Source organism: Haloechinothrix halophila YIM 93223, assembly GCF_000504245.1.
Taxonomy (GTDB): Bacteria; Actinomycetota; Actinomycetes; order Mycobacteriales; family Pseudonocardiaceae; genus Haloechinothrix_A; species Haloechinothrix_A halophila.
In genome coordinates this window covers 1770001-1788151 of record NZ_KI632509.1, presented here as the reverse complement: position 1 = coordinate 1788151, position 18151 = coordinate 1770001, and the positions used below count along the sequence as shown (strand labels likewise).

Here is an 18151-nt window from a genome sequence, read left to right as displayed (position 1 = left end):
CACCGCGGCGACCGCGTGACCTCGTAGCCTGGCGGCGTGACGGAATCTGACAAGACCGTCGGGTCCGGCCCCGACACCACGACGAAGGCGGCATGGCGTGCACGTTTGCTCGCCGAGCGTGACGCGGTCTCCGCTGAGGACGCGGGGGCCGACGCCGAGGCGCTGGCCCGTGCGATGGCCAACGCAGTGGCGGACCTGGTGAAAACCGCCCCCGGCCAGTCGGCGGATGCTGCCACGGTGTGCTGCTATGTCCCGTTCGGCTCCGAACCGGGCTCACTGGCCATGGTGGACGCGTTGCACGGTTCGGGGGCGGAGGTGCTGCTGCCGATCGTGCCCGACGCGCCGGGGCCGCTGAACTGGGCGCGCTACGACGGTCCGGACACACTGCGCACTGGCACGCTGCCGGGGCTGCTCGAACCGGCTGGTCAGCGGATCGGCCCTGCGGCGCTGGGGCGGGCGTCGCTGGTGTTCGTGCCAGCGTTGGCGATCGACTATCGCGGCGTGCGGCTCGGCAGGGGCGCCGGATACTACGACCGTTCGCTGCCGCTCGCCGCGCCGTCCGCCCGGCTGATCGCGGTAGTCCGGGACGCCGAACTGGTACCGGAACTGCCCGCGGAACCGCACGACGTGCGGCTGACGGGGGCGCTGCTGCCGGAACGCGGGCTGGTGTCGTTGCCGATGTGACGAAGGTTCCAGCGGCGTCGCGTGGGCAGCATGGCGGCTCAGGAACTCGTCGCGTGCGGTGTGACGAACCCCGGATTGCGCTCGGTGGATGGCATCACGCATTATGGAGCTAGCACTCTCATAGGTTGAGTGCTAGCTGACGAGGGAGCTTAAGGTGCCCACTTACCAGTACGCCTGCAAGGAATGCGACCACCAGTTCGAGGCCGTCCAGTCGTTCACCGACGACAGCTTGACCGACTGCCCTGAGTGCACCGGTCGGCTGCGCAAACTGTTCGGTTCGGTCGGCGTGATCTTCAAGGGCAGCGGCTTCTACCGCAACGACTCCCGCGCCTCGAACGGCAAGGCGAATGGTTCCAGTGGCGGGGCAAACGGGTCATCCACATCGGGGAGCTCGTCCAGCTCCAGCGACTCGTCGAGTTCGTCCAGCGGTTCGTCGACGTCCTCGGACTCCGGGAGCTCGTCCAGCTCTTCCAGCAGCTCAAGCACGTCGAGCGCGGGCGCGTCGGCGACGAAGGCTTCCTGAGCCTCACCGAGTTATCCACCGAAGCCCGGTTGTCCACACGCTGATGACCGGGCTTGAAGCGCCGTTCCTGGAGCTTCTAGCGTCGTCGGCATGATCGGCACGTCATGGTTCACGGTCCTCCGCCGGCCCCGCGATTGGCTGCGTCGCAGACCCATCGCGCTATCACGGCACAGTGCGACAGCGCGGAAGGCACTCGCGGCTGCCCTGCTGGCCACCGCCGCGCTGCTCGCGTTCGCGCCGGGCGGGTCCGATGCGTCGCGCGCATCGCCGGTCGTGGTCACGGCGCGCGACGTCGCCACCGGCACGACGCTGCGCGCCGCTGATATCACCCTGGCGCGGCTGCCACCCACCGCCGTTCCCGCGGGCGCGCTGACCGACCCGGACGCCGCTGTCGGCGTGACACTGGCCGGATCCGCCCGCGCGGGCGAGCCACTGACCGACGCCCGCATCGTCAACGGCGCAGCGATATCGCTGACCGGGTCCGGCGGCGGGGCAGGCACCGCGGACGCCGATACCGCTGGTGGCGCCCAACCCGACGATGCGGCGCGGGACGAGACCGCCACCGTGCCCATCCGGCTGTCCGACGCAGCGATCACCGGGCTCCTGCGGCCGGGAACGCATGTCGACGTGATCACCGCGGACGACACCAGCGACGAGGGCCGCGTCCTCGCCAGCGACGCGACCGTGGTGACAGTGACCGCGCCAGACGACACGAACCGAACATCAACCCCGGACGGGCGCCTCGTGCTGATCTCACTGCCAGCGGATACCGCGACGCGAGTCGCCGCCGCCTCACTCCGCCAGCCGGTGACGGTTACGCTGCGATAGCGTTTCGCTCCACTCCGGACAGTGCGGAGTGTGCCTGCCCCATCCCCGGACGCCGCGCGACGGCGTCATCCCATTGCGAGGAGGAGACCGTGCTGAAGGGTTTCAAGGAATTCCTGCTGCGCGGCAACGTCGTCGACCTCGCGGTCGCGGTCGTCATCGGCACCGCGTTCGTCGCGATCGTCACGGCGTTCACCGAGAGCATCATCCAGCCGTTGATCAACGCGATCGGCGGATCGGACGCCACCCAGGGCCTCGGCTTCCACGTGCTCTCCGACAACCCGGCGACGTTCATCAACATCGGCAACGTCATCAATGCCGCGATCAACTTCGCGGTCATCGCGGCGGTCGTCTACTTCCTGATCGTGGTGCCGGTCAAGCACATGCAGGAGCGGCGAGAACGCGCTAAGCAGGCGGGCGAGGAGCCGGTAGCGCCAACCGAGGCGGAACTGCTGACCGAAATCCGCGACCTGCTGCGCCAGCAAGCTGGCAAACCCTGAGCTCTCGGCCTCAGTGGTGCGGCGGCCGGTTCTCCAGGTACCAGTCGTCGCTCGAACCGCTCGCCTCGTGCGAGGACGGCTCCCGCTCGTCGGAGGTGGTTTCCGGAAGAATCTGACCGAACACCTCGTCGAGACGCGAGGCATTCTCGCGGCGCGGCGACGTCCGTCGCGACGCGGGCGCACTGGACGATGTCCGTCGCGGCGGCGTGGGGTCATCGGAACTCGGCACGGTTTCCATTCTCGCACGCCAGACGAACGCGCTTCGCCTGGTCGGGGGCTGATCCTGGCTCGCGGACACCCAGGACTGGTGCGAGGATAGAAATGCCCAACCACGAAATCGACAAGGTGGCCAGACAATGAAACTCGACAAGGCGAAAGAGATGGCGTCCAAAGCGACGGAGAAGGCGACCGAAGTCGCGGGCGACCTCGCCGAACGGGTCGGCCCATTGACCGAGCGCGTCGGCCCACTCGCCGAGAAGGCGGGCGAGGCAGCCTCGCGCGGTGTCGAAGCAGCGGCCGGTGCCGCGAACAAGGTCACCGGCGGCCGGTACGAGGAGAAGATCACCACCGCCGCCGACAAGATGGAGGGTGTCCTGCACAAGGACACCAAGCCGCCAGAGCAGAAGTAGCTAACGGGCTCACTGCCGGACGCCGGGCGCCGACCACAGGGCGCCCGGCGTTGTCGTGGCGGGGCGACCGCGTGCCCACTCGTCCCCGAGGGGCAGCGTCGGTCGAGCAGCCCCGCGTCAGCTCACGCCTCGGCGGCGAGCCCGCCGGACAACTCGCCGATCACGTGCGGGACCAGTGAGGACAGCGTGGCCATGCCGTCGCGCACCGCGCTGCGAGACCCGGCGAGGTTGACTACGAGCGTGCTGCCGGAGACACCGACCAGCCCGCGCGAGACACCAGCGTCGACCGCGCCCGCCGCGAGCCCCGACGACCGCAGCGCCTCGGCGATCCCGGGAATGGTCTGGTCAAGCACGCCCTGCGTGGCGTCCGGGGTGACGTCGCGCGGGGACACGCCTGTCCCGCCGACGGTGATGACGACGTCCGCGCCGCCGATGACGGCTGTGTTCAGGGCATTGCGGATCGCGACGGTGTCCGAGTGCACCGTCACGGTTCCGTCCACGATGAATCCTGCCTCTTCCAGCAGCTCGGTGACCAGCGGTCCCGAGGTATCCTCATGCTCCCCATTGGCGATCCTGTCGTCGACGACCACGACGAGAGCCCTGCCAAGCCGTTGCGCGCTGCGTTCCATGTCGACAACGGTAGTCGGTCCCGCCACATCGGACACAGCGCCATCCCGAGGCGTTCGCCACGCCGACACGCGGCGGACGGGAGTCCGACCGCATGCCGAGGCCACGCCACCCCGCGAGCGCACCCCGAGCCCGCGCGACAAGGGATGACGATTTCCTGACATCCCGCCGCGCACGGCGCGCACCCGGCGTCGCGACGCTAGCGTCAGACACCGTGCGTGTACTTGTGACCGGCGGGGCCGGGTTCATCGGCTCCCACGTGGCTGACCTGCTTGCCGAGCACGGGCACGACCCTGTGCTGCTCGACGCCCTCGTACCGACCGCGCACGACGGCGGCGAGCCGCCCGGCTACGTCTCCCGGCACCGGTTCGTGCGCGGCGAGGTGACCGACGCCGGTCTGCTGGCTGACCTGCTCAGCGACGTCGACGCGGTGTGCCACCAGGCAGCGATCGTCGGGCACGGGCTCGACCCGGCCGACGCGCCGACGTACGCCTGGCACAACGACTACGGCACGGCGGTGCTGCTCGCCGCCATGCACAGGGCGCGGGTGTCTCGGCTTGTGCTGGCCTCGTCGATGGTGGTCTACGGCGAAGGCGCGTACTCCTGCGCGGCGCATGGCCCCACCCAGCCCGCACCGCGCCGCGCGGCCGACATCGACGCCGGGCTCTTCGACCCGCGCTGCCCCAGTTGCGACGACGTCCTCACACCCTGGCTGGTGGACGAGTCAGCTCCGCTGCTGCCGCGCAGCACCTACGCCGCGACGAAACTCGCGACCGAGCACCTGGCCGCAGCGTGGGCGCGGCAGACGAGCGGCACGGTGCACGCGCTGCGCTACCACAACGTCTACGGCCCCCGGATGCCGCAGGACACCCCGTACGCGGGGGTAGCGTCGCTGTTCCGCTCGGCGCTGCGCAGGGGTGAGCCCCCGCGGGTGTTCGAGGACGGCCGCCAGCGCAGGGACTTCGTCCACGTCCGCGACGTGGCGCGAGCGAACCTGCTCGCACTGCTCGACGACGCGCCGCCCGGCGAGCTGGTGCCGCTGAACGTGTGCTCGGGCACTCCGCACACCGTGGGCGAGCTGGCCGAGGAGCTGGCGCGGGCTTGCGGCGGGCCAGCGCCGGACATCGTAGGCGGCGCACGGCCCGCCGACGTCCGGCACATCGTCGCCAGCCCCGCCCGCGCCCGCGACATCCTCGGCTTCACCGCGCGGACCGGCTTCGCCGAGGGCATCGCGGAGTTCGCCACGGCCGAACTGCGCACCCCGGTACGGACCGTCACCCGATGACCCGGCCGCCCGGCGGCACGACGTCGCGGGCGGGAATCGATCCGCCAGGGCATCACGTCCAGCAGCGGAGGCTCACGACGTCGCCAACGGCAGCCTGACCTCGAACCGGCACCCTGGGCCGTGATTGCGGACGCCGATGCGGCCGTGGTGCGCCTCGACCAGCCCCTTGGCGATCGCCAGCCCCAGCCCGCCACCAGCCTCTCCCGACCGTTCCGGAGTCCGCGCGGCGCTGCCACGGAACGCGACGTCGAACACCCGCTCCAGTTCCTCGTCGGGAATGCCGCCGCAGGCGTCGTCGACGTACAGCAGCGCGGATCCGTCGTCCACGCCGATCGACACCGCGACGGTGCCGTCCGGCGGGGTGTGCCGGATCGCATTGGACACCAGGTTGCGGACCACGCGGGTCAGCTCAGGGTCACTGCCGAGCACCACCGGCTCCGCGGAGTCCTTCGCCTCCACCCGAACCCGTTTGCGCTGGGCAACAGCGGTCTGCGACTCCAGCGCGTCGCCAACGACGTCCGCGAGCGGGATCGCAGACATCGTCAGCCGCAGCCCGCCGGCGGTGATCCGGGACAGCTCGAACAGGTCATCCACCATCCCGGACAGCCGGGCAGCTTCGCCGCTGATGCGCTGTGCGTAGTCGGCGACGTCAGCTGGCTGGGAGACGACACCGTCGGCGAGCGCCTCGGCCATCGCGCGGATACCGGCGAGCGGGCTGCGCAGATCGTGGCTGATCCAGGCGACCAGTTCGCGGCGTGCCGCCTCGGCCGCGCGTTCCCGGTCGCGGGCCTCGCGTTCCCACACACTGCGGCGCGCGAGATAGCGCCCGGATAGCACCGCGGCCGGAATCGTCACGGCGGCGACCAGCAGTCCGACGAGGAGCCAGATCGCCAGTGTCGGGGTGAACATGAACCCGCTGACGCCGAGCATCCCCACCAGCGTCGCTACCACGGGGAGCAGCGCGAGCACCGTCATCGCCGCCGCGATCGACCTGCTGCGCATGTGGTGCAGCAGCCAGGCGCCGAGCAGTGCGACCGGCAGCGTGAACCCCACCGCGTACGGGAGGATGTCCCAGATGTGGCCGAGTTGCTCGGCGAACGTCTCCGCCGCGAGTGTCATGGCTGCTCAACCGGGTCATAGCGGTATCCGACGCCCCACACCGTCGCCACCCGCGTCGGCGCGGCCGGATCGGGCTCGATCTTCTCCCGCAGCCGCCGCACGTGCACCGTCACCGTGGACTGGTCGCCGAAGTCCCAGCCCCACACCTTCGCCAGCAGGTCGGTGCGGGAGAACGCGGTGCCTGCGTGGCTGAGGAAGAACGCCAGCAGGTCGAACTCCCGCGTGGTCAGCGCGAGGTCGGCACCCGCGAGGGTGGCTTTGCGCGCGGCGAGGTCGAGCCGCAGATCGCCGTCGGACAGCTCCCGCTGCGCTGGTTCCGGTGCCATCCACCGCGCCCTGCGCAGCACCGACGCCACCCGCAGCGCCAGCTCGCGTGGGCTGAACGGCTTGGTGACGTAGTCGTCCGCGCCGAGTTGCAGCCCCGCGATCCGATTCTCTTCCTCGCCGAGCGCCGTCAGCATCACGATCGGCACGTCGCTGGTCTTGCGCAGCTCGCGGCAGACGTCGAGGCCGCTCTTGCCCGGCATCATGACGTCCAGTACGACGAGGTCGGGCGGTCGCGCGGCGAACTGCCGCAGCGCCTCGTCGCCGTCACCGGCGAGGACGACGTCGAAGCCCGCGCGTTCCAGGTAACGACGCACGACGTCGCGCACCGTGTCATCGTCGTCAACGACCAGCACCCTGCCTTGTTGTTCACCCATCGACGTCACCCTTCACCATGGCGTTCCGACCAGCAGGTTCACCGTGACAGCCAGTGCTGCCTGCGCCGCGAGCCACCAGCGATGCGCGGTGCGCGGCAACAGCGCGACGGCGGGCAGCAGCCACACCGCGAACGGCAGCCAGATGCGTTCGGTCTCGGCCTTCGACAGCCCGGAGATGTCGGCGGCGATGATCGCGACCAGCGCCGCCGCGACAACGAGCACCACCGGATGCCAACGACGTCGCAGCAGGTCGGCAAGGGCGCGGCGGAGCCCGGCAACCACCGCGAACCCGACCATGATCGCGAGCGCGGCGAGGTTCGCCCACACCCAGTACTCGTACGGCCGCACCGCGCCGAGGTTCTGGTAATAGCGTTCGACGACGGTGGTGTAGCCGTCAAGCCACCAGAACCCGGCCAGCGCGAACGCCGCGACGACGGCGAGCGCGCCGGTGACAGCGACCAGGAGCACGCGCCATGCGCGCCGGTAGGCGACCACGGCGAGCGCGAGCGGGCCGAACAGCACGAAGCCGTAGGACAGGAAGACTCCGAACCCGAGCAGCACCCCGGCGAGCAGCGCGAGGACGTCGCGGCGCGGGCCGGTCGCCGCGACCGCGAACGCGAGCACCGCGACGGCCACCGCCATGTACCCGGCGAACAGGCCATCTGCCGACGCGCCGATCCACACCGCGCCGGGAAACAGGGCCGCGAACGGCAGCATCCGCCGGGCGGCATCGGGCGCGCCAAGGGTGCGCAGCGTGACCGGGACGGCGATGGCGATCAGCCCCCCGACCAGCACACACGCCAGCGACGCTATGCCGCCGCCCGAGAGGCCGACGCGGTCCAGCCACACGAACACCAGCAGCGCGCCTGGCGGGTGACCCGCGACGTGTACCGCCCAGGTGTCCGGCTGGCCAAGCAGGATGCGGTCGGTGAAGCCGGTGAGCATCGCGGGGATGTCGGTGATGCCTGGGACCTCGTCCAGGTACTCCCAGCGGTTGTCGAGCCGGCCGGCGAGGCCGCGCTGCCAACCGTCGATCAGGGCGAGCGAGAGCGTCCAGCCGACGGCGGTGACGTAGCTGAGCGCGAGCGCGGGCCGCCAGCGAAGTCGTTCGGCCAGGCCGGGGCCCCAGGCGATGACGGCGATCGCGAGCAGTGCGGCGAGCACCGCGGCGAGGCCGAAGCGAGGTTCCCAGCGGCCGTAGAGCGGAGCGGCGGGTGCCCACAGCACGACGTCGGAGCCCGCTCGGTTCAGGTAGGCACCAACCGCGATGGCGGTGGCGACGAGCCCGGCCGTGACCGCGACGGCGAGCAGGTCACGGCGCGCACCTCCGTGATGTGAGGTGCGCGCGTCGGCGTCGGCACCGGAGTCGACGTCCGGCGCGGCGGGAGGCACTGCCATTGCCCGAACGGTAGCCCGACCAGGCACGCGACGGTAACCGAACCGGGCGGACGTCAGGATTCGGTAATCCGCTCAGGGGTTACCCAACGCGGCTGATGCTGGCTAGCTTCGAGGGCGTGGACAAGATCGACGTCGTGCTGCCGTGCCTGAACGAGGCCGCCGCGTTGCCCGGCGTGCTCGGCGCGTTGCCGGACGGCTATCGCGCGCTGGTGGTCGACAACGGCTCCACGGATGGCTCCCCTGAGATCGCCGCGCGGCTGGGTGCGACGGTCGTGCACGAGCCGCGCGCGGGCTACGGCGCGGCGGTCCACACCGGACTCGAAGCGGCCACCACCGACGTCGTGTGCTTCCTGGACGCCGATGGTTCCCTCGATCCGGCGGAGTTGCCCACGCTGGCCGCGCCTGTGTTGGCAGGGACCGCGGACCTGGCGGTCGGCAGGCGGGTGCCGGTAGCGCGGGGTGTCTGGCCGTGGCACGCGCGGGCGGGCAACCTCTTGCTGGCGCGACTATTGCGGCGACACGGGCTCGACGTCACCGACATCGCCCCAGCGCGGGCCGCGAACCGGGTGTTGTTGCTCGCGCTAGGCGTGGCCGATCGGGCGTTCGGGTACCCGCTTGAGCTGCTGGTCAAGGCGCAGCGGGCGGGCTGGCGGGTGGTGGAACACGACGTTCGCTACGCCGAACGCGCGAAGGGCACGGAGTCCAAAGTGTCGGGATCAGTGCGCGGCACGGCACGCGCGGTACGCGACATGACGCGGGTGTTGCGGCAGTGAGCGCACCCTTGCCAGCGAGGACGCCGTTTCTGCTGGTCATGGCGAAGGCCCCGATCCCGGGCTTCGCGAAGACCCGACTGTGCCCACCGGCGACGCCGACACAGGCGGCGCTGCTCGCGGCGGCATGTCTGCTGGACACCCTCGATGCGGCCCGGGCGACGGGGGCGCCGGTGGTCGTCGCGCTGGCGGGAAATGCTGATCGGATCATGGCGACGGATGGGGTGCTCTCTGATGGCGGCATGGCGTCCGATCGGGTGCCGATCGCGGACGGGGACATGCCAGCGGATGGCGACTTAGCCGCCGACGTACGGCAGGCCCTCCGGCGGGTGGACGTTATCCCGCAGCACGGCATCGGTCTGGGCGAACGGCTGGCCAACGCACACGCCGACGCCGCACGGCTGCACCCCGGAGCTCCAGTACTCCAGATTGGCATGGACACCCCGCAGGTGACCACGCACGGACTCGCGGCTGCCCTGGCACTGCTGGAGGCACGCGCCCCCGACGTCGTGTCCCCCACTCACGACGTCGTGTTCCCCGCCCAGGGCGCCGTGTGTCACGCCGACGGCGATAGCCGGGTCGACGCCGTCCTTGGCGCCGCGACCGACGGCGGCTGGTGGGCGCTCGGCCTCCGCGACCCCGCACATGCCGCCGCCCTCACCGGAGTGCCGATGTCCACATCGGAGACTGGCGATCGCACCCGCGACGCGCTGCATGCGCGCGGACTGCGGATCGCCGATCTGCCTGTGCTGTCCGATGTCGACACCATGGCGGACGCCGTACGGGTCGCGCCGGACGCGCCGAAGAGCCGCTTCGCCCAGGCGCTCGGCGACGTCCTCGCGGTGCGAGGAGCGCCAGAGCGCATGGGCCTGCGCGCGTGATCAGCAGTCCGAGCTGCGAGTGGATCTTGAGACACCGTGGCTGCTATAGCAACCACTTCGTCTACAGCTCACTCCCAGTCAGCCGACGCGCCGTGTCCAGAACGTCGGACACGACGTCAGGAATGTCGGACACGACGTCCTGAGCGTCGGACACGACGCGGTGGCGTCAGCCGCCGACGGACTTCGCGCCGAGGGTCACCGTGATGGTCTCGTTGTTCTTCAAGGTGAAGGTGACCTCCTCGCCGGGCGCCCTGGTACGGATCGACGCGACGAGTTCGTCGGCGTCGGCGATGATCCGGTCACCGACCTTGATCACGACGTCGCCCTTCTTCAGACCAGACTTCGCGGCCGGACCGTCCGGCTCGACCTCGCGGATGGTCGCGCCACGGTCACGCGCGTCGCTAACCAGCGCGCCGATGTAGGTCTGCGTGGCCTTACCGGTCTTGATGATCTCGTCCGCCGTCCGGCGGGCCTGGTCGATCGGGATCGCGAAGCCGATACCGACGTTGCCCGCTCGCGACCCGCTGAGACCGCCACCGGGACTGTAGATCGCGGAGTTGATCCCGATGACCCTGCCCGACATGTCGACAAGCGGACCACCCGAGTTGCCCGGGTTGATCGCGGCATCTGTCTGGATCGCGTCCATGACGGAGGCGAGGTCACCACTGCTGCCACCGGCGCGCACCGGCCGGTGCAGCGCACTCACGATGCCCGACGTCACGGTGCCGGACAGCTGGAACGGCGACCCGATGGCCACGACCTGCTCACCCACGTCGAGGTCGTCCGACCGGCCGAGCTCCACCGGCTGCAACCCGGACACGCCGTCGGCCTTGACGACGGCGATGTCGGTCGTCGGATCGCGGCCGACAACCGATGCCTCGACCCGCCGACCGTCCTCGAACGCGACGCGGATGGCACCATTGCCGTCCGCCGCCGGCTCGACGACGTGGTTGTTCGTCAGGATGTAGCCGTTGTCGGTGAGTACGAATCCGGATCCCTCACCAGCGCCGTCGGCGCTCGCGACTTCGATCTGCACGACACTCGGCGTCACCTTCTGCGCGACCGACTCGACGCTGCCGTCCGGGGCATTGCCGGTCTGGCGCGCGGGACGCGGCTGGTCGAGCGAGTTCTCCGTCGCCCCCGACAGCGCACTCTGCTCCGACGCGACGAGATACCCGCCGATGCCACCGGCCGCACCACCAGCGAGCAGCGCCACGACAGCCGCGAGAATCACGGCCTTGCCGGCATTGGACCGGCGACCGGGGCGATGCGGCGGCTGCGGATACACGCTCGACGGCGTGGTGCTCCGCGGACCAGCGCCATACGGCGGCATCCCGTACTGCGCCGTGCCGTACTGCGCTGTGCCGTACTGCGTTGTTCCGTACGACTGCGCGCCCGCCGACGACGTCCCGTAGTCACCGTATGCGGCCGGGTACTCGGGTGCGGTCTGGTAACCGGCGCCGTACTCGGGCCTGGGGTACTCAGCGGTCGGCTGGTAGCCCTCGGCGCCGTGCCCGGTCTGTTCGGGAGGCGCGGGCTGGTCCGGCTGGTCAGACGGCTCGGGAGGCCTGAACGGCGCGGGCTGCTCTAGCGAGCCCTGCTCCGGCGAGCCCGGCTCTGGGCCCTGTGCGGGCTGCTCGCCATGGGGTTCGGAGCTGTCATCCCTTGACCACGGGTTCGGCGTGCCTTGGTCGTTGTCTGTCATGTCTCCACCATGCGGCATGGTCCTGAGAGTCGCCTGAAACGAATCTGTGGCCTAAGCCGTGAATCGGCCCACACGCTCAGTGTGGCACTGTCGGCGGCGGCCGTGGCCAACGTAGCTAGGTTACTCACCGGGTTCCGTCGATTGGCCGGGTAGTCGGATCGTGAACAACGCCCCGCCTTCTGTCGCGCTACCCGCATACACCGCGCCGCCGTGGCGATCCACCGCCTGCTTCACGATGGCGAGGCCGAGCCCCGACCCGGGCAGCGTGCGGGCCTGTATCGAGCGGTAGAAGCGATCGAACACCTTCGGCAGATCCTCCTCGGCGATGCCCGGCCCCTGGTCGGACACCTCGACCACCGCCGTGCCGTCGCCGAGCGGGCGCAGCACCAGCCGCACCGAGCCGCCGGGTGGCGAGAACTTCACCGCGTTGTCCAGCAGGTTCAGCACCGCGCGTTCCAATGCGTTCGAGTCGCCCACAAGCTGCCACGGCTGTAGGGAGACGTCGAACTCGACACCGGTGGCGCGCCTGCGCGCTCGGTCCAGCGCGCGCTCGACGACCTCGACCAGGTCGACCCGCTCCAGTTCCGCACGCGGCTGGTCGGCTCGCGCCAGCAGCACGAGGTCCCCGATCAGCTGGGTGACCTCGTCGAGCTGTGCCTTGATATCCGACTCGATCTCGGTCCTGTCCTCCTCGGACAAGGTTGGCGCGTCCGCCTTCTCCGCCGCGAGCAGCAGCTCGAGGTTGGTGCGCAACGACGTCAGCGGGGTGCGCAGCTCGTGTCCCGCGTCCGCGACGAGCTGGCGTTGCTGTTCCTGCGCGGCGGCGACGGTGGCCAGCATGGTGTTGAAGCTGTAGGTGAGCCGGGCGAGCTCGTCATCCCCGGACACCGGGATCGGGCGCAGATCGCCGGTGCGAGCCACCCGTTCGGTCGCTGCCGTGAGCTGCTGCACCGGTCGCAGTCCACCCCGCGCGACCGCGGTGCCAGCCAGCGCGGCTACCACCACACCCGCGCCGCTGACCACGAACAACACCACGGCGAGTTTGCGCAGCGCCTCGTCGGTCGGTGCGAGCGATTGGGCGAGCACCATCGCCTGACCAGGCCCAGACGACAGCGCCACGATGCGCATGCCGGTCGCGGTGTCGGTGCGCAGCGAGGACTCGGCGTCTCCCCGCGCGACGTCGAGCTCGGCTTGCCCGATGGGCGGCGGTTGACCGTCACGAGGATGAGCGAGGTCACCGTTCGCGTTGAGGACCCCGATATGAATATCCGCGCTGGTCAGGAACGCGCCAGGGATCTGCACCAGCCGGTTGCGCACCGGCGGGGTGCGCACGGCGTCCTGCGCACGCTGCACCAGCCGCTGGTCGACCTGCTCGTAGAGGTTATCCTGCATGGTCAGGTACGCGCCGAGCGAGACCAGCGCGACCGCGCCAGCGACGCAGGCCGCGGCGAGCAGCGTGACGCGGGCCCGCAGCGAGAACCGCCGCCTGACCTGAGGAGCCGCGGCAGTCACTTACGGCGTCTCCCTGAGCACGTAGCCGACACCGCGCACGGTGTGGATCAGGCGCGGCTCGCCGTCCGCCTCGGTTTTGCGGCGCAGGTAGCCGACATAGACCTCAAGCGCATTGCCCGACGTCGGGAAGTCGTAGCCCCAGACCTCTTCGAGGATCCTGCTGCGGGTCAGGACGTGCTTCGGATAGGTAAGCAGCAGCTCAAGCAGCGTGAACTCGGTGCGGGTGAGGCTGATCTCGCGGTCGCCTCTGCGCACCTCGCGGGTGACGGGATCGAGAGTGAGGTCGGCGTAGCTGAGCGGTTTGACGTCCTGGGCGGCGCCGGTCTCGGCGGCGGAGCGGCGCAGCAACGCACGGAGTCTGGCGAGCAGTTCCTCGAGGGCGAACGGCTTGGGCAGGTAATCGTCGGCGCCAGCGTCGAGACCGGAGACCCGGTCGGAGACCGTGTCCCGCGCGGTGAGCACCAGGATCGGCAGGTCGTCGCCGCCGCTACGCAACCTGCGCGCTACCTCGAGGCCATCCAGCCGGGGCATCATGACGTCGAGCACTATCGCGTCCGGCCGGTCGTTGGCGACGGCGGCGAGAGCTTGCTGACCGTCGCTGGCCAGGTCGACGGTGTAACCGTTGAACTCGAGCGAGCGACGCAATGATTCTCTAACCGCCCGGTCGTCGTCCACTACCAGGATGCGCATGCACCCAGTGTTACCTGGCTGGCTGAGCTGCGCCTGAGAGGGCCGGTCACGCTTCGCGCGCCACCGGGGCGTGCCACTGCCGCCACAGCGCGAGCAGCCGCACCGCGACCACGACGGCGGCGGCACCGGCGAGCACCGGCGTCGCGGGCAGGCCGGCCAGGTGCCCGGCACCGACGAGCACCGCGCCGAACAACGCGGCCAGGGCGTAGATCTCGCGGCGCAGCACCAGCGGGATCTCGCCGACAAGCAGGTCCCGGATCGCTCCGCCACCGATGCCGGTGGTCATGCCGATCAGGCACGCGGTGTAGACCGGGACGTCGAGGGCGAGGGCGACGCCAGTACCCGATGTGGCGAACAGCCCCAGCCCGATGGCGTCGGCGACCAGCATCGGACGCCGCAGTCGCGCCACCTGCGGGTGAAAGGCGAACACCAGGATGGCGGTCAGCGCGCCCGCCGTCAGGTATGGCCACGTACGCAGCGTGGTCGGCGGGTGGACGCCGAGCAGGACGTCGCGGATGATGCCGCCGCCGAGCGCGGTGGTGAGGCCGAGGACGATGACGCCGAAGACGTCGAGCCGCGCGCGCACCGCGGCGAGCGCACCCGATGCGGCGAACGCGACGAGGCCCAGGATCTCCAGCGCGACCAGCATCAGCGTTCGAGTAACCCGCCTCGGTAGGCCAGCAGCGCGGCCTGCACCCGGTTCGCGGCGCCGATCTTGGTGAGCACGGAGGAAACATACCCCTTCACGGTGGCCTCGGACAGGAACAACGTCGTCCCGATCTCCGAGTTGGACAGTCCCTGCGCGATCAGGGTGACGACCTCGCGCTCGCGTTCGGACAGCGAGTCGAGCAGTTCGCGCGCGGGCTCTGCGGCACGCTGCTCGTCCCGGTGCGCACGGACCATCCGCGCGGCGACACCTGGGTCGAGCACCGCGCCACCGCGTGCCAGATCTCGCACGGCCTGCACCAGCGGCGCGGGGCGGATGTCCTTGATCAGGAATCCCTGCGCGCCCATGCTCAGCGCGCGGGAGACGTAGGCGTCGATGTCGAACGTCGTCAGCATCGCGGCGGCGGGCGGGTGCGGCAGTGCCATGATCGTGCGTAGCGCCTGGAGGCCGTCGTCCGCCGCGCTCATCTTGATGTCGAGCAGCACGACGTCGGGGTGATGCAGTCGCGCCGCCTCGGCCGCCGCACCGCCGTCCGCGGCCTCGGCAACGACCTCGATGCCGTCGGCGCCCGACAACATCGTGCGCAGACTCGCGCGAACGAGTTCCTCATCGTCCGCGAACATCACCCTGATCATTGCACTCCTCCGACTCGTCATACGGGCCCCTCGATAGTGTGATGAGGCTACCTAGAGAGACGTCGCAGACGGCCCGGAATTACGGCTGGAGGAGCATTCAGTAGCGGTCGGCACGCCGACCGCTGTCGAATCGCCATGTCGGCCCGGCCAGACGCGCCGCCATTTCCTACTCGCCGAGGACGATCGCAGCGAACTCCTCGCAGTTCGTCCAGGGGACGCCGGGGAACGGTGCCAGCGGCACGACCGCGTTGTTCGCGTTGTTCCACAGCGCTTCGCCCGCTCGCCCGAAATGCAGGTGCTCATGGTGGGCATTGAGGCGCAGCGCTTGCCCGTTGGCGAGTTCCCGGCACTTCTTGTAGCCGACCGGCTCGCCCTGATCATTGAACTCGAGCCCGGTCAGGAGCAGGTGTCCGTGCTCGGGCAGTTCCTGCGACACACCGGTCCCTACGGAGAGCATCGAGAACGTCAGGGCGGCCACCGCCGCTGCCACTATTGTCCGTTTCATGACGTGAACCCTTCTGAGAAGACAGTCCTCTTCTCGAGGGCTGATTTCTCGTAGTTCCGTGCACGACGTCCCGGGGTTACCGATGGGCGAGGCAGGAAGTAGGCCGCACCGGCGTAACGGCCGGTCGCGACGTGCTGGGGAGTCCCGCGACCACGGCGTCGGATGGACCCGCTACGCTGGGAGCCCAAGCCCTCGTAGCTCAGGGGATAGAGCACCGCTCTCCTAAAGCGGGTGTCGCAGGTTCGAATCCTGCCGGGGGCGCACAGTGTGGCCTGCGACAATGCCGTTCTCGATAGAACGTGTTCTACCGTTGTGGCACGATCCGTGACGCAGACTCGCCCCACATTGACCCGACGACGTGGCCCTGACGCGCCGCGATCCCGTGATTTTAGTGACCCTCCTTCTGAGGCTGTAGTGGCTGCAGAAGTCCCAGTCAACACCGACGCACGCTCCGGGTAAGCGGTAGTCAGATCACCGAACATCGCTGCTCCGACGTACTGGCCGCCCGCCGTGCACTACGACCTGCCGGGCAAGCGCGCTGATAAGCGCGGACGCTGCGGCGAGCTCCGCACTCTGACTCACCACCATTGCGTTTGCATTGCGTTCGCAATACACTGGACAAGTGTGGCGAGACGTCAAAGACAGCGAGTGGTCCGCCAACCACATCGCCCGTCACGACGTGACGATGGAGGAAGTCCGCGACGCGATCTTGTATCGCCCGTACTGGATGGCCTCTGGCAAGAATGATTCGACGCTGATCTATGGGCGCACCCGCGCGGGACGGCATCTGCTCGTGGTGGCCGTCGACGATGACGGTGAGGCGTTCATCGTCACAGCCCGAGACATGACCGATCGTGAGAAGCGCACCTTCAAACGGAAAGCGAGGTGAAGACGATGAGCAATACACAGAAGCTACCCCGCCCGGCCGAAGAGCTGGAGGCGTTGGCCAGCTACTACGACGAGCACGACACCGCCGACGAGATGGAGACCGGCAAATGGGTCGAGCCAATGGTGACCACCTCGCTCCGCCTGCCGCGCGAGGTGTTCGAGCAACTCAAAGAGAACGCGCGGCGTGAAGGCAAACGCCACACCGCCTACATCCGCGACATCCTTGAGCAACGAGTCCATGACAGCGCCGGGGATGCCGACGACCTGCAGCAGATAAACCACAAACTAGACACCCTCCTCAAGGCCGTCACGACACCACAGAAAACCACATCACGCGCCACAACAAAGAAAACACCGACGCGCAAACGCGCCACGGCACCGGACAAGACCAAACGCTCCGCATAGCTATCCCGGGCATGGCAGGGCCCGTGGCACGAAACCGGGGGAATCGTGTGGTTTCTGATGCCTGTAGAGATCACTCGCGTGGTCATAGTGCCTGGTAGAGGCTCTGGACGTCGCTGTAGGCCACCCTCCTAAAGCAGGTGTCGCAGGTTCGAATCCTGCCGGGGGCGCACAGTGTGACCAGGGGAAACGCTGAGGCGCTCGCAGCTTGATCGTGTCGCGTGACGCCAGTTGTGATGCAGATCGTCGTAGAATCCGTTCCATGGCTGCGAGAGCGAGCGCTTAGCGGGGCGAAGCTCGGTTTGGTCAGTTCGGCCAGAATTGAACATGTCGTCTAGGTGCCCTGACCGGATCGCTACTCCGACGGGCTGTCCACGCTCGCATGTCCAACATCGGTAGGCCAGACTGCGAGAGGTTATGGACGATGTAGGCAAGTTGCCCACCGACGCGTATCTCAACGCCAAGTTCGCAGAACTACGCGCTGCCGTCGACCGACTAGATGATGACGGCATCATTCGCGTGATCGATCATGTTCGAGAGGAGGCTGGTCAAACTACTGCTGGTCACCTCGTGGCGGAACTGCTACGGGCCGCACATAGCCGCATCACAGACCCGGTCAGCGCTGAGTGCATCACCGTGGCGTTGGCCCGATATGACCATGACGACCGGAGTCGTTAATTATCGATCCGAAACCGACCACTAATCCCGCGGAGTCGGACCGAACGATCCCAGCCTTTGGACACCCACACCCCGAAGCCGGACACAACCCGAAGCCGGACTCCCGTTAGCCACCAGCCGCGAACGCCCTTCACGGACGCTGGTACATCCGCCGTCCCGTCGGCACGAGCAGCGTGGACTGTGAAGCCCGCGAGTTGCTCGCGCGGGCCTATACACCAGCGCTGCCAGGTAGAGCGAAGACGAGCTGACGCCGTAGAGATCTGAGCATTCGTTGGTTGTGCGACTCGAGCATTCGCAGCAGCTTGGTTTCCGAACCAGGTAGACATTTGGGTACTTCTCCGGGTTCGCCTGCCACCCGAATCCGTAACACTCGGGGCATGCACACAACCGCACATCGCGGTTGACCTCCTCTCCGGGCCTGCCGGGCGAGTTCGGCTGCCACCCGGCAGGCCCGGTCACCAACCGTCGCACCGCGAAGGCATCCCCATGTGTCCCATCAGCACTGGCCGTCATCTCCCCGTATCCAC

Annotated in this window: 21 protein-coding genes and 1 tRNA gene; 11 read left to right on the top strand and 11 right to left on the bottom strand. The window is 69.1% G+C overall.

Annotation, left to right across the window (positions count from 1 at the left end):
- The first annotated feature begins 36 nt into the window (after positions 1 to 36).
- The 4 genes from AMYHA_RS08215 (at position 37) to mscL (ending at position 2532) form a co-directional block, all read left to right on the top strand.
- A complete protein-coding gene (locus AMYHA_RS08215; protein WP_034269648.1) occupies positions 37 to 684 on the top strand; it encodes a 5-formyltetrahydrofolate cyclo-ligase in 648 nt (215 codons plus the stop codon).
- 154 nt (positions 685 to 838) lie between these two features.
- Positions 839 to 1207: an FmdB family zinc ribbon protein gene (locus AMYHA_RS26315; RefSeq protein WP_084036949.1), complete on the top strand. Its 369-nt coding sequence runs from the start codon at positions 839 to 841 to the stop codon at positions 1205 to 1207.
- Between the two features lie 90 nt (positions 1208 to 1297).
- Positions 1298 to 2035, top strand: a complete 738-nt coding sequence (locus AMYHA_RS08210; RefSeq protein WP_051399670.1) for an SAF domain-containing protein — start codon at positions 1298 to 1300, stop codon at positions 2033 to 2035.
- An 89-nt stretch (positions 2036 to 2124) separates the two neighbouring features.
- Positions 2125 to 2532: a large-conductance mechanosensitive channel protein MscL gene (mscL, locus tag AMYHA_RS08205; protein ID WP_034269645.1), complete on the top strand. Its 408-nt coding sequence runs from the start codon at positions 2125 to 2127 to the stop codon at positions 2530 to 2532.
- Positions 2533 to 2542: 10 nt separating this feature from the next.
- On the opposite strand, the gene AMYHA_RS26915 is transcribed toward mscL, so the two are convergent.
- Positions 2543 to 2761 (bottom strand): hypothetical protein, encoded by a 219-nt coding sequence (locus tag AMYHA_RS26915; protein ID WP_034276364.1) that lies wholly within the window; start codon positions 2759 to 2761, stop codon positions 2543 to 2545.
- Between the two features lie 127 nt (positions 2762 to 2888).
- On the opposite strand from AMYHA_RS26915, the gene AMYHA_RS08195 reads away from it, so the two are divergent.
- The gene (locus AMYHA_RS08195) at positions 2889 to 3161 is read left to right on the top strand and encodes an Rv0909 family putative TA system antitoxin (protein WP_034269642.1); all 273 of its coding nucleotides are present in this window, start codon (positions 2889 to 2891) and stop codon (positions 3159 to 3161) included.
- A 122-nt stretch (positions 3162 to 3283) separates the two neighbouring features.
- Here AMYHA_RS08195 and AMYHA_RS08190 read toward each other — a convergent pair whose 3' ends face one another.
- Positions 3284 to 3790, bottom strand: coding sequence for a MogA/MoaB family molybdenum cofactor biosynthesis protein (locus AMYHA_RS08190; RefSeq protein ID WP_034269639.1), 507 nt, complete (start codon positions 3788 to 3790; stop codon positions 3284 to 3286).
- Positions 3791 to 4002: 212 nt separating this feature from the next.
- Between AMYHA_RS08190 and AMYHA_RS08185 the strand changes: the two genes are divergently transcribed.
- Positions 4003 to 5073 carry an NAD-dependent epimerase/dehydratase family protein gene (locus tag AMYHA_RS08185; protein WP_034269636.1) on the top strand — a complete coding sequence of 357 codons (1071 nt, stop codon included), beginning with the start codon at positions 4003 to 4005 and terminating at the stop codon, positions 5071 to 5073.
- A gap of 72 nt (positions 5074 to 5145) precedes the next feature.
- Here the strand turns inward: AMYHA_RS08185 and AMYHA_RS08180 are convergent, their stop codons facing one another.
- From AMYHA_RS08180 to AMYHA_RS08170, 3 genes are read right to left on the bottom strand one after another with little or no spacing between them, the layout of a single operon-like run.
- Positions 5146 to 6192: a sensor histidine kinase gene (locus AMYHA_RS08180; RefSeq protein ID WP_034269634.1), complete on the bottom strand. Its 1047-nt coding sequence runs from the start codon at positions 6190 to 6192 to the stop codon at positions 5146 to 5148.
- Positions 6189 to 6893 carry a response regulator transcription factor gene (locus AMYHA_RS08175; RefSeq protein ID WP_034269631.1) on the bottom strand — a complete coding sequence of 235 codons (705 nt, stop codon included), beginning with the start codon at positions 6891 to 6893 and terminating at the stop codon, positions 6189 to 6191. The genes AMYHA_RS08180 and AMYHA_RS08175 overlap by 4 nt, the downstream gene beginning before the upstream one ends.
- Before the next feature lie 12 nt (positions 6894 to 6905).
- Positions 6906 to 8291 (bottom strand): hypothetical protein, encoded by a 1386-nt coding sequence (locus AMYHA_RS08170; RefSeq protein WP_034269628.1) that lies wholly within the window; start codon positions 8289 to 8291, stop codon positions 6906 to 6908.
- 95 nt (positions 8292 to 8386) lie between these two features.
- On the opposite strand from AMYHA_RS08170, the gene AMYHA_RS08165 reads away from it, so the two are divergent.
- A complete protein-coding gene (locus AMYHA_RS08165; protein WP_034269625.1) occupies positions 8387 to 9064 on the top strand; it encodes a glycosyltransferase family 2 protein in 678 nt (225 codons plus the stop codon).
- 38 nt (positions 9065 to 9102) lie between these two features.
- Entirely contained in the window at positions 9103 to 9942 is an 840-nt protein-coding gene (locus AMYHA_RS08160) for a TIGR04282 family arsenosugar biosynthesis glycosyltransferase (protein ID WP_034269623.1), read from the top strand.
- 166 nt (positions 9943 to 10108) lie between these two features.
- Here AMYHA_RS08160 and AMYHA_RS08155 read toward each other — a convergent pair whose 3' ends face one another.
- The 6 genes from AMYHA_RS08155 to AMYHA_RS08130 all read right to left on the bottom strand — a co-directional run bounded on the left by AMYHA_RS08155 (position 10109) and on the right by AMYHA_RS08130 (position 15656).
- Positions 10109 to 11647, bottom strand: coding sequence for a trypsin-like peptidase domain-containing protein (locus AMYHA_RS08155; RefSeq protein WP_034269621.1), 1539 nt, complete (start codon positions 11645 to 11647; stop codon positions 10109 to 10111).
- A gap of 120 nt (positions 11648 to 11767) precedes the next feature.
- Positions 11768 to 13159 carry a sensor histidine kinase gene (locus AMYHA_RS08150; protein WP_034269618.1) on the bottom strand — a complete coding sequence of 464 codons (1392 nt, stop codon included), beginning with the start codon at positions 13157 to 13159 and terminating at the stop codon, positions 11768 to 11770.
- The gene (locus tag AMYHA_RS08145) at positions 13160 to 13849 is read right to left on the bottom strand and encodes a response regulator transcription factor (RefSeq protein WP_034269615.1); all 690 of its coding nucleotides are present in this window, start codon (positions 13847 to 13849) and stop codon (positions 13160 to 13162) included.
- Between the two features lie 46 nt (positions 13850 to 13895).
- Positions 13896 to 14501 carry a trimeric intracellular cation channel family protein gene (locus AMYHA_RS08140; RefSeq protein WP_034269613.1) on the bottom strand — a complete coding sequence of 202 codons (606 nt, stop codon included), beginning with the start codon at positions 14499 to 14501 and terminating at the stop codon, positions 13896 to 13898.
- Complete coding sequence (locus AMYHA_RS08135) at positions 14498 to 15151, bottom strand: response regulator (RefSeq protein WP_034269610.1); 654 nt, start codon at positions 15149 to 15151, stop codon at positions 14498 to 14500. The genes AMYHA_RS08140 and AMYHA_RS08135 overlap by 4 nt, the downstream gene beginning before the upstream one ends.
- A gap of 166 nt (positions 15152 to 15317) precedes the next feature.
- The gene (locus AMYHA_RS08130; protein ID WP_157361936.1) at positions 15318 to 15656 is read right to left on the bottom strand and encodes a hypothetical protein; all 339 of its coding nucleotides are present in this window, start codon (positions 15654 to 15656) and stop codon (positions 15318 to 15320) included.
- A gap of 188 nt (positions 15657 to 15844) precedes the next feature.
- On the opposite strand from AMYHA_RS08130, the gene AMYHA_RS08125 reads away from it, so the two are divergent.
- The 3 genes from AMYHA_RS08125 to AMYHA_RS08115 all read left to right on the top strand — a co-directional run bounded on the left by AMYHA_RS08125 (position 15845) and on the right by AMYHA_RS08115 (position 16949).
- Positions 15845 to 15917 (top strand) — tRNA-Arg (locus AMYHA_RS08125).
- Positions 15918 to 16278: 361 nt separating this feature from the next.
- Positions 16279 to 16545, top strand: a complete 267-nt coding sequence (locus AMYHA_RS08120; protein ID WP_034269603.1) for a hypothetical protein — start codon at positions 16279 to 16281, stop codon at positions 16543 to 16545.
- Between the two features lie 5 nt (positions 16546 to 16550).
- On the top strand, positions 16551 to 16949 hold the full coding sequence (locus tag AMYHA_RS08115) for a hypothetical protein (protein ID WP_157361934.1): 399 nt from the start codon (positions 16551 to 16553) through the stop codon (positions 16947 to 16949).
- Positions 16950 to 18151: the final 1202 nt, after the last annotated feature.

Bases quoted from the DNA above. Each gene is read 5' to 3' on its own strand.
- AMYHA_RS08175 (WP_034269631.1), bottom strand. From the start codon at position 6,893: ATGGGTGAACAACAAGGCAGGGTGCTGGTCGTTGACGACGATGACACG.
- AMYHA_RS08195 (WP_034269642.1), top strand. From the start codon at position 2,889: ATGAAACTCGACAAGGCGAAAGAGATGGCGTCCAAAGCGACGGAGAAG.
- AMYHA_RS08135 (WP_034269610.1), bottom strand. From the start codon at position 15,151: ATGATCAGGGTGATGTTCGCGGACGATGAGGAACTCGTTCGCGCGAGT.
- AMYHA_RS08115 (WP_157361934.1), top strand. From the start codon at position 16,551: ATGAGCAATACACAGAAGCTACCCCGCCCGGCCGAAGAGCTGGAGGCG.
- AMYHA_RS08145 (WP_034269615.1), bottom strand. From the start codon at position 13,849: ATGCGCATCCTGGTAGTGGACGACGACCGGGCGGTTAGAGAATCATTG.
- AMYHA_RS08180 (WP_034269634.1), bottom strand. From the start codon at position 6,192: ATGACACTCGCGGCGGAGACGTTCGCCGAGCAACTCGGCCACATCTGG.
- AMYHA_RS08160 (WP_034269623.1), top strand. From the start codon at position 9,103: ATGGCGAAGGCCCCGATCCCGGGCTTCGCGAAGACCCGACTGTGCCCA.
- AMYHA_RS08155 (WP_034269621.1), bottom strand. From the start codon at position 11,647: ATGACAGACAACGACCAAGGCACGCCGAACCCGTGGTCAAGGGATGAC.
- AMYHA_RS08190 (WP_034269639.1), bottom strand. From the start codon at position 3,790: ATGGAACGCAGCGCGCAACGGCTTGGCAGGGCTCTCGTCGTGGTCGTC.
- AMYHA_RS08170 (WP_034269628.1), bottom strand. From the start codon at position 8,291: ATGGCAGTGCCTCCCGCCGCGCCGGACGTCGACTCCGGTGCCGACGCC.
- AMYHA_RS08210 (WP_051399670.1), top strand. From the start codon at position 1,298: ATGATCGGCACGTCATGGTTCACGGTCCTCCGCCGGCCCCGCGATTGG.
- AMYHA_RS08130 (WP_157361936.1), bottom strand. From the start codon at position 15,656: ATGAAACGGACAATAGTGGCAGCGGCGGTGGCCGCCCTGACGTTCTCG.
- AMYHA_RS08165 (WP_034269625.1), top strand. From the start codon at position 8,387: ATGCTGGCTAGCTTCGAGGGCGTGGACAAGATCGACGTCGTGCTGCCG.